This window comes from Ligilactobacillus equi DSM 15833 = JCM 10991 (assembly GCF_000615765.1).
GTDB lineage: Bacteria > Bacillota > Bacilli > Lactobacillales > Lactobacillaceae > Ligilactobacillus > Ligilactobacillus equi.
In genome coordinates, this window is record NZ_BAMI01000068.1 from 1 (window position 1) to 8,794 (window position 8,794).

Annotated in this window: 8 protein-coding genes, 1 tRNA gene and 3 pseudogenes; 11 read left to right on the forward strand and 1 reads right to left on the reverse strand. The window is 40.7% G+C overall.

The window, feature by feature from the left end; genetic code table 11:
- Positions 1–7: 7 nt before the first annotated feature.
- From JCM10991_RS10490 to JCM10991_RS13795, 9 genes and pseudogenes are all read left to right on the forward strand, one after another.
- Positions 8–78: transfer RNA gene (locus JCM10991_RS10490), tRNA-Cys, on the forward strand.
- A 470-nt stretch (positions 79–548) separates the two neighbouring features.
- A complete protein-coding gene (gene atpB / locus JCM10991_RS10495; protein ID WP_025021449.1) occupies positions 549–1,265 on the forward strand; it encodes a F0F1 ATP synthase subunit A in 717 nt (238 codons plus the stop codon).
- Between the two features lie 18 nt (positions 1,266–1,283).
- Complete coding sequence (gene atpE / locus JCM10991_RS10500) at positions 1,284–1,505, forward strand: F0F1 ATP synthase subunit C (protein WP_023858717.1); 222 nt, start codon at positions 1,284–1,286, stop codon at positions 1,503–1,505.
- 46 nt (positions 1,506–1,551) lie between these two features.
- Positions 1,552–2,085 carry a F0F1 ATP synthase subunit B gene (gene atpF / locus JCM10991_RS10505; RefSeq protein ID WP_025021450.1) on the forward strand — a complete coding sequence of 178 codons (534 nt, stop codon included), beginning with the start codon at positions 1,552–1,554 and terminating at the stop codon, positions 2,083–2,085.
- Positions 2,072–2,614 (forward strand): ATP synthase F1 subunit delta, encoded by a 543-nt coding sequence (gene atpH, locus JCM10991_RS10510; protein ID WP_023858719.1) that lies wholly within the window; start codon positions 2,072–2,074, stop codon positions 2,612–2,614. The genes atpF and atpH overlap by 14 nt, the downstream gene beginning before the upstream one ends.
- 15 nt (positions 2,615–2,629) lie before the next feature.
- Positions 2,630–4,140 (forward strand): annotated as a pseudogene (gene atpA, locus JCM10991_RS13785) (F0F1 ATP synthase subunit alpha).
- Between the two features lie 19 nt (positions 4,141–4,159).
- A complete protein-coding gene (locus tag JCM10991_RS10520) occupies positions 4,160–5,092 on the forward strand; it encodes a F0F1 ATP synthase subunit gamma (protein WP_025021451.1) in 933 nt (310 codons plus the stop codon).
- Positions 5,093–5,113: 21 nt separating this feature from the next.
- A pseudogene (atpD, locus tag JCM10991_RS13790) lies at positions 5,114–6,516 on the forward strand (F0F1 ATP synthase subunit beta).
- A 13-nt stretch (positions 6,517–6,529) separates the two neighbouring features.
- Positions 6,530–6,948 (forward strand): annotated as a pseudogene (locus tag JCM10991_RS13795) (F0F1 ATP synthase subunit epsilon).
- 38 nt (positions 6,949–6,986) lie between these two features.
- On the opposite strand, the gene JCM10991_RS10535 reads toward JCM10991_RS13795, so the two are convergent.
- On the reverse strand, positions 6,987–7,523 hold the full coding sequence (locus JCM10991_RS10535) for a YslB family protein (RefSeq protein WP_025021452.1): 537 nt from the start codon (positions 7,521–7,523) through the stop codon (positions 6,987–6,989).
- 161 nt (positions 7,524–7,684) lie between these two features.
- On the opposite strand from JCM10991_RS10535, the gene JCM10991_RS10540 reads away from it, so the two are divergent.
- Together JCM10991_RS10540 and JCM10991_RS10545 are read left to right on the forward strand one after the other, a co-directional pair.
- The gene (locus JCM10991_RS10540) at positions 7,685–8,278 is read left to right on the forward strand and encodes an XTP/dITP diphosphatase (protein WP_025021453.1); all 594 of its coding nucleotides are present in this window, start codon (positions 7,685–7,687) and stop codon (positions 8,276–8,278) included.
- A gap of 1 nt (position 8,279) precedes the next feature.
- A partial coding sequence (locus JCM10991_RS10545; protein ID WP_025021454.1) for a metallophosphoesterase occupies positions 8,280–8,794 on the forward strand: 515 nt, incomplete at its 3' end.

Below are 8,794 nucleotides of genomic sequence, written 5' to 3' on the forward strand. Positions count from 1 at the left end.
TTTGTATGGCGGTATAGCCAAGTGGTAAGGCAGAGGTCTGCAAAACCTTTATCACCGGTTCAAATCCGGTTACCGCCTTATAGATATGAAAAGCACCCATATGGGTGCTTTTTTTGTACAAAAATTTTCAAATTTTTCTCGCCCGTCACGCCTTGTAATTAATAGGTGAAAGTAGACTCTTAGTTCAGTTAACTACAGTTCAATAAGCATAAAATTTTATATATTTGACGATTATTTGTTATTTTCTCAAGGTGTTAGACAATTTTTTAGTAATAACAAATAATCTTTATATGGGGTAAAAAATCTGAAAATGTGACTTTAAGTGCCAAAAGTGCATTACGGAAAATTAGTGCAGATGCTATGAAAAAAATTTATAAAAAGTCGAGCTACATTTATGAAACAATGTAGTAAAATCTCCATTATTGCTTTGTATTTTCTTTAAAATGGTGGTATTATTGCTATTGTATTCAAGATTTAACTTGGGTATGTTTGTCTTATTGGTTGATATTTAGCCATTTTAAATAATTACGAAAAGAGGTGAGACCCCGGTGAGTGAAGAAAGTAGAATCGTCACACTTTTGGGCATTCCTTTTAACCTTACTAACGTAATTTCTGGTGCGGTTGTCGCATTAGTTGTTTTCCTGTTGTTATTTTGGTTTTCCCGCAACTTACAAATGAAACCAACTGGTAAACAGAATATGCTAGAATGGTTGATTGATTTTACCAATGGTATTGTGAAAAGTATCATGCCGAATGCTGAAGGACGAAGTTACAATTTATTAGCTTTTACGCTCTTTGTCTTTATCTTTGTTGCTAACCAAGCTGGGTTAATGTTCCAAGTGAAAGTTGGTGATGTGGTTTACTTTAAGAGTGCGACAGCTGTCCCAATGACTGCTTTAACGTTAGCGTTTATGGTGAACTTGTTAGCTCATTACATGGGGGTTAAGAAGTTTGGCTTTATGGGTTATCTGAAGAATACCTTTACAAGTCCATTCCCTGCATTACTTCCAATTAACTTATTGGAACAGTTTACAAACATCATTACCTTAGGGTTACGGTTATACGGTAACATTTTTGCTGGTGAAGTATTGCTGACACTAGTTGGAAAGTTAGCTTTATCACATGGAATTTTAGTCTTTATTCCATCTGCAATTCTTGAGCTTCTCTGGCAAGGTTTCTCAGTATTTATCGGTAGTATTCAAGCCTTTGTTTTCACTATTTTAACAATGGTTTATATTTCACAAAAAGTCGAAAAAGAAGATTAATTTGAGGAGGATTCTTAAATGGGTTCATTAACATTAATTGGTGCAGGTTTAGCTGCAATGGGTGCCGCTATTGGTGGTGGTATCGGTAACGGTATTTTAATTTCTAAATTACTTGAAAGTATGGCACGTCAACCAGAACTATCAGGTCAATTACGGACAAACATGTTTATCGGGGTTGGTTTGGTTGAAGCCATGCCTATCATTTCGGTCGTTATTGCCTTTATGTTATACGCAGCATAATCGTAACAATACAAATGAATTATTGTGTTAAAGGAGGTGTCGCTAAATGAACGTAGCATTTTTATTAGGTGCAGCGGAAGCCGAATCAGGCATTGCCTGGGGTGATTTTATCTTTTACCTCGTAATGTTCCTAATTTTATTGGCTTTAATCAAAAAGTTTGCCTGGGGTCCAGTTACAGATATGATGGATAAGCGGGCTACAAAGATTGCTGACGATTTAGACGCTGCCGAAGATGCCCGGCAAAAAGCGACCGAATTAGCTGCTCAACGTGAAGCTGCTTTAAAGGATTCACGAACAGAAGCATCACAAATTATCGACCGCGCTAAAGAAAATGGTAAGCAACAAAGTGCTAAAATTGTCGAAGCTGCACATGTAGAAGTGAAGACTTTAAAAGACAATGCACAAAAAGATATTCAACAAGAGCGTCAAGAAGCCTTAGATGGGGTGAAAAATGACGTGGCTGAGTTATCTGTTGCGATTGCTTCTAAGATTATCCAAAAAGAACTAAGTGCTGCTGATCATAAACAATTAGTAGATGCTTACATTGAAGGGTTGGGGAAGCAAGATGGCAACAAATAATTTAACGGTTGTGCGTCGTTACAGCCGAGCGGTCTTTGAACTTGCTAAGCAAAGAGACATCTTAGTCCAAGTTAATGACGACTTAACTCAACTTGCAGATGGTATTTCGAGTCAAGCCGATTTTGTAACTTTTATGGAGAGCCCTGCTATTAAGTTAAGTGTCAAACAAGATTTAGTGAACCAGTTGATTGCCGGAGCAAATGAGCTCAGTCAAAATCTGATCAAAATGTTGTTTGATGCGGGCCGAATCACACAATTAGGTGAAGTTGTGGCAGAATTTAAGAAGCTATATGACCAAGACCAAAAAATTGTGCGGGCAATTGTTACAACGGCAATTGAACTCGATGCCACTCAAAAACAACGTCTAGCAGATAAATTTGCTCAAGTTGTCGGGGCCAAAGAAGTAATTTTGACTCCAGTCATTGATGAAAGTATCGTGGGTGGTGTGATTTTACAATCAAGCGACTACATCTACGATGGCTCTATCAAAACAAGAATTGAACGCGTTAAACGCTTATTACTAAAATAAAGAGGTGAGACTTTTATGAGCATTAAGGCTGAAGAAATCAGTGCCTTAATTAAACAACAATTGGCCGACTACACAAGCGACCTTGATGTTGCTGAGGTAGGGACTGTAACTTATGTTGGGGATGGGATTGCCCGCGCCAACGGTTTAGACAATGCCTTAGCCGGTGAATTAGTAGAGTTCTCTAACGGGACTTACGGGATGGCCCAAAACCTTGAAACCGGTGATGTCGGGATTGTTATTTTAGGTGCTTATAAAGGCATTCGTGAAGGTGATACGGTTAAGCGGACTGGCCGTATTATGGAAGTTCCTGTTGGGGAAGAAATGATTGGTCGGGTTGTTAATCCTTTAGGTCAACCAATTGACGGTTTAGGTGAAATTAAGACAACGAAAACACGACCAATTGAACGTAAAGCTCCTGGTGTTATGGAACGTAAGTCTGTTGAAGAACCACTCCAAACAGGGATTAAAGCCATCGATGCTTTAGTGCCAATTGGACGTGGGCAACGGGAATTGATTATTGGTGACCGGAAGACTGGTAAAACATCTTTGGCCATTGATACTATTTTGAACCAAAAAGGCCAAAACATGATTTGTATCTATGTTGCGATTGGTCAAAAAGAATCAACTGTCCGGACGCAAGTAGAAACTTTACGCCGTTTAGGTGCTTTGGACTACACGATTGTCGTTTCTGCTGGTCCTTCATCACCAGCCCCAATGCTTTACCTAGCTCCATATGCTGGGGCAGCAATGGGTGAAGAATTCATGTTTAATGGCAAGCATGTATTAATCATTTATGATGATTTATCCAAGCAAGCAGATGCTTACCGTGAATTATCTTTGATTTTACGTCGTCCACCTGGTCGTGAAGCTTACCCTGGGGATGTTTTCTACTTGCACTCACGTTTATTGGAACGGGCTGCTAAGTTAAGTGATGAATTAGGTGGCGGTTCAATGACGGCCTTACCATTTATCGAAACTAAGGCCGGGGACGTCTCCGCTACATTCCAACTAACGTAATTTCTATTACTGACGGTCAAATCTTCTTGAATTCTGACAACTTCTATGCCGGAGTTCGTCCAGCTATTGATGCCGGGACATCTGTTTCTCGGGTTGGGGGTTCTGCCCAAATCAAGGCTATGAAGAAGGTTGCCGGGACTTTACGTCTGGACCTTGCTTCCTTCCGTGAATTAGAATCCTTTGCGCAATTTGGTTCTGATTTAGATGAAGCAACCCAAGCCAAGTTGAACCGTGGTCGTCGGACGGTGGAAGTCTTGAAGCAACCATTGCACAAGCCATTAGCTGTTGAAAAACAAGTTGTAATTTTATATGCCTTGACTCACGGCTTCTTGGATGCTGTTGCTTTAGAGGATATCTTACCATTCCAAGATCAATTATTTGATTTCTTTGAAAGTAATCACGCGGACTTATTTGCTACTATCCGTGAAAGTGGTCAATTACCTGACACTGATAAGATGGATGCTGCAATTAAGGACTTTGCACAATCATTCCAAGGTTCAGCTAACTAAGAAGGGACGGTGAAGATGTATGCCAGCGTCCTTAAAGGAAGTTAAGCGTCGGATTGATTCAACGAAGCGGACCCAACAAATTACGCGGGCCATGCAAATGGTATCAACGGCCAAGTTAAGCCAAATCCAAAAGCACACGGCTTCATATCAAACTTATGCTTCAAAAATTCGGAGTGTGATTACGCACTTAGCTAAGTCTCACCTTTTAAATGGTGTGGCTGCAGGTGGTACTGTCACAGATGGTCAAGTAAGCACACTAGGAATGCTAAAACAACGTCCCGTTGAAAAGATTGGGATTGTTGTGATTACGTCAGACCGGGGATTAGTTGGTAGCTATAATTCTAATGTTATCAAGCAAACTTTGGACTTGATTAATAAGGTACCAAAGGGTAAAGATGGTGTTGTGATTTTAGCTATCGGTGGTACCGGAGCTGACTTCTTTAAAAAACGTGGCTTCGAAGTTGGTTACGAATATCGTGGGGTAGGTGACATTCCTACCTTCAGAGAAGTACGTCCAATTGTTAACTCGATTGTTACGATGTACAACAGTGGCATGTATGATGAACTTTATGTCTGCTATAACCACTTCGTTAACACTTTAACATCAGCGTTTCGAGCGGAAAAAATGCTCCCAATTTCTGCGGAAAATATGGGGGACGATGATTTCAACGAACCTGATGCACAAGGAATTTCTGCTGATTATGAAACGGAACCTTCTCAAGACGCAATTTTGGAAGTTATTCTTCCTCAATACGCCGAAAGTTTGGTTTATGGAGCAATTTTAGATGCTAAAACAGCTGAACATGCTTCAAGTTCAACATCAATGAAGTCAGCTACAGATAACGCTGACGAATTGATTTCTACACTTGAGCTCCAGTATAACCGTGCACGTCAAAGTGCAATTACCACGGAAATTACCGAAATTACGGGTGCTCAAGCAGCCTTAAATTAATAAACAGGAGGAATTTAACTAATGAGTCTTGGTAAAGTAGTTCAAGTTATCGGACCTGTTGTTGACGTTCAATTCCCTGTCGATGAATCATTACCAGAAATTAATAATGCTTTACGTGTAAAGCGTGCTGATGGAACATCATTGGTGATTGAAGTTACTTTGGAATTGGGAGATGGTGTTATGCGGACCATCGCCATGGATTCCACTGATGGACTTCAACGTGGTGCCGAAGTAGAAGATACTGGTGCCCCAATTTCTGTTCCTGTTGGTGAAGATACATTGGGTCGGGTATTTAACGTCTTAGGTGAAGTTATTGATAATGGGGAAGAATTCTCCGCTGATCACAAGCGTAACCCTATCCATAGAGATGCACCAGATTATGATGAATTGAACACAAGTACAGAAATCCTTGAAACAGGGATTAAAGTTATTGACTTACTTGCCCCATACATTAAAGGTGGTAAGATTGGGTTATTCGGGGGTGCCGGTGTTGGTAAGACCGTCTTAATCCAAGAATTAATTCACAACATTGCACAAGAACACAATGGTATTTCTGTGTTTACTGGTGTTGGTGAACGGACACGTGAAGGGAATGACCTTTACTACGAAATGAAAGAATCTGGTGTTTTGGAAAAAACAGCCATGGTCTTTGGTCAAATGAACGAGCCACCTGGAGCTCGGATGCGGGTTGCTTTGACTGGTTTGACAATTGCGGAATACTTCCGTGATGTTGATGGTCAAGATGTGCTCTTGTTTATTGATAACATTTTCCGGTTCACTCAAGCTGGTTCTGAAGTTTCTGCCCTCTTGGGGCGGATTCCTTCTGCCGTTGGTTACCAACCAACTTTGGCACTGAAATGGGTCAATTACAAGAACGGATTACTTCAACTAAGAAGGGGTCAGTTACATCTATTCAAGCTGTTTACGTGCCTGCCGATGACTACACTGACCCTGCGCCAGCAACAACATTCGCTCACTTGGATGCCACAACTAACTTGGAACGTTCTTTGACCCAACAAGGTATTTACCCAGCCGTTGACCCATTGGCATCTTCTTCATCAGCGCTTTCTCCAGAAATTGTAGGTGAAGAACACTACCAAGTGGCGACTGAAGTTCAACACGTTTTACAACGTTACCGTGAATTACAAGATATTATTTCAATCTTAGGGATGGACGAATTGTCTGACGAAGAAAAAGTGGTTGTTGCCCGTGCGCGTCGGATTCAGTTCTTCTTGTCACAAAGCTTTAACGTGGCGGAACAATTTACAGGTCTTCCAGGTTCATATGTTCCGGTTAGTGAAACCGTACGTGGCTTCAAAGAAATTCTTGATGGTAAATACGATGATCTTCCTGAAGAAGCCTTCCGTTTGGTTGGTCCAATCGAAGATGTTGTTGAAAAAGCCAAAAAATTAGCCAACAACTAAGGAGGTTTTTCCCATGGATGAAAAGCCTGTATTAACGGTTGATGTGGTTACACCAGATGGTTCGGTTTATCAAAACCAAACCACTATGGTCGTTTGCAAAACAACCCTTGGTGAAATCGGGATTATGCCTAATCACGTGCCAACACTCGCTGCTTTAGCGATTGACGAGGTACGGGTAAAGGTCGGAGAAGATGCTTATGATGAAATTGCTGTGAGTGGTGGTTTCATGGAATTTTCTCACAACACTTTATCAATTGTGGCTTCTGCAGCAGAACGTCGGGAAAATATCGACGCTAACCGGGCGCAACGTGCCAAAGAGCGTGCAGAACGCCGGATTGCCGAGGCTAAAGAAGGTCACAATATTGACGAATTACACCGGCTGAAGTTTCTCTTAAGAGAGCCATCAACCGGATTAAAATCGCCGGTAAATAAGAAAAAGTCGCAAGTTTTTGACTTGCGACTTTTTGGTGCTATTCATTTTCTACGGTAGCTGTACCTGTTGTTTTAAGCTCTGAAGAGGCAATGTTGTGTTCTGGGATGAGTTCAAGAAAGTTTGGTTGACTGTCAAGTTCAAAGTCTAGGATTTCACTATGATCACTTTGGACACTTAAAGTGACCACATGCTTTTTAAGGTTAACTTCAGAAATTTCCGTTTCGGTTATGTAGCCTTCGATGGTTTGGATACTTTCGCTTAAAAAACCGGCTTCTAGTAAAAACTCAGCTTCTTTATTTTCTTCCAAACGTGTTTTAACATTTGCACCACTTAACTGATAGATTTTGCGATTTTTGTTAGCTTTATATAAGCGTAAATCTCCCCAACCGGCTTGGGCGAAGAAAGTTGGAATATCAGCAAAGTTAAACAAAGGAAATTTTCGAGCGAGCGCCTTACCTGCCCAATATAAAATTTGGTTATCATTTCCGAGAATTTCTGGCAGAAGTGCGTCACGCAGTAGTAGATTTGGTAGTTGGCCGTTTTTAATGGCAATTTGGTAGAAGTTTTCCTTCATTACAGTTTTTATCCTCCGTAATTAGTCTCACTATTCATTATACCCTGATAATTTCAAAAAGGAAAAACTTTTTAGGAGAGATTTTTCTCAGTGTTGGGTAGTTTCTTTTTAAGAAAAAATTGCTATAATAGGGGCAAAAGCAAAAGAGGATGGGTGACAGAATGAAAGAAATCGTAATTGCCACAAAAAATCAAGGCAAAGCTCGTGAATACGCGGCTATGTTTGCTCCTTTAGGGATTAAGGTTAAGACTTTGGCCGATGTAAAAGATGCGCCAGAAATTGTGGAAGATGGGCAGACCTTTACGGAAAATGCCTTAAAGAAGGCCCAAACTTTATCAGATTTTCTGCAAATGCCAGTTTTAGCAGATGACTCAGGCTTAGTGGTCGATGCCTTAAATGGTGAACCAGGAATTTACTCAGCGCGTTATGCTGGTGACCACGATGATGATAAGAATAATGAAAAACTCTTAGCTAACTTAGCAGAAGTGGCCGATGATAAAAGAACAGCTCATTTCCATTGTTCTGTGGTTGTGACGAGTCCTATCAAAGACCCTTTGGTCGTAGAAGGGGATGCTTATGGGAAAATCTTACATGCCAAACGTGGGAAAGCCGGTTTTGGTTATGACCCTTTATTCTTCTATCCTGAATTAGGTAAGACTTTCGCAGAGTTAAGTCAGGATGAAAAAAATGAAGTTAGCCATCGGGGCATAGCTTTGCGGAAATTAATGACACAGCTAGCAGATTGGTGGGATTAAGATGCGTTATTTAGTTGTCAGTGATTGTCACTATGATCGTGATATTTTAGTGAAATTGCGCGATTATTATCGAGGAAAAGTTGATGCCATGTTTTATTGTGGAGATTCAGAGTTAGCGAGCGATGATGAATTATGGCAAGATTTCGCTGTGGTTACAGGTAACTGTGACTATGATCCGGGGTATGACAAAGTTGTAGAATATCGTCACGGAGACGATCGGATTTTAATGACCCATGGTCATCTTTATCAGGTAAACTTTGGGTTAAATCATTTGGAAGAGTTAGCCCATGAAAAAGGAGCCAACCTGGTCTTTTTTGGGCATACTCATCAATTAGGTGTGCAAAAGCTTAATGGGGTGATTTACCTCAATCCAGGGAGCATTTCTTATCCACGAGGAGCTTATGCTAGCTTACAGGGTACCTATGCAATTGTGGATACCAGTGACCAAGCGATTGATGTGACTTACCACACGCGCGATTTTGCACCAGTGGCTAAGTTGCAGGCACATTTTTTAAA

What these genes read in the sequence shown, in the direction of transcription:
- atpE (WP_023858717.1), top strand. Translation starts at nt 1,284, where the DNA reads ATGGGTTCATTAACATTAATTGGTGCAGGTTTAGCTGCAATGGGTGCC.
- atpF (WP_025021450.1), top strand. Translation starts at nt 1,552, where the DNA reads ATGAACGTAGCATTTTTATTAGGTGCAGCGGAAGCCGAATCAGGCATT.
- atpH (WP_023858719.1), top strand. Translation starts at nt 2,072, where the DNA reads ATGGCAACAAATAATTTAACGGTTGTGCGTCGTTACAGCCGAGCGGTC.
- JCM10991_RS10520 (WP_025021451.1), top strand. Translation starts at nt 4,160, where the DNA reads ATGCCAGCGTCCTTAAAGGAAGTTAAGCGTCGGATTGATTCAACGAAG.
- JCM10991_RS10535 (WP_025021452.1), bottom strand. Translation starts at nt 7,523, where the DNA reads ATGAAGGAAAACTTCTACCAAATTGCCATTAAAAACGGCCAACTACCA.
- JCM10991_RS10540 (WP_025021453.1), top strand. Translation starts at nt 7,685, where the DNA reads ATGAAAGAAATCGTAATTGCCACAAAAAATCAAGGCAAAGCTCGTGAA.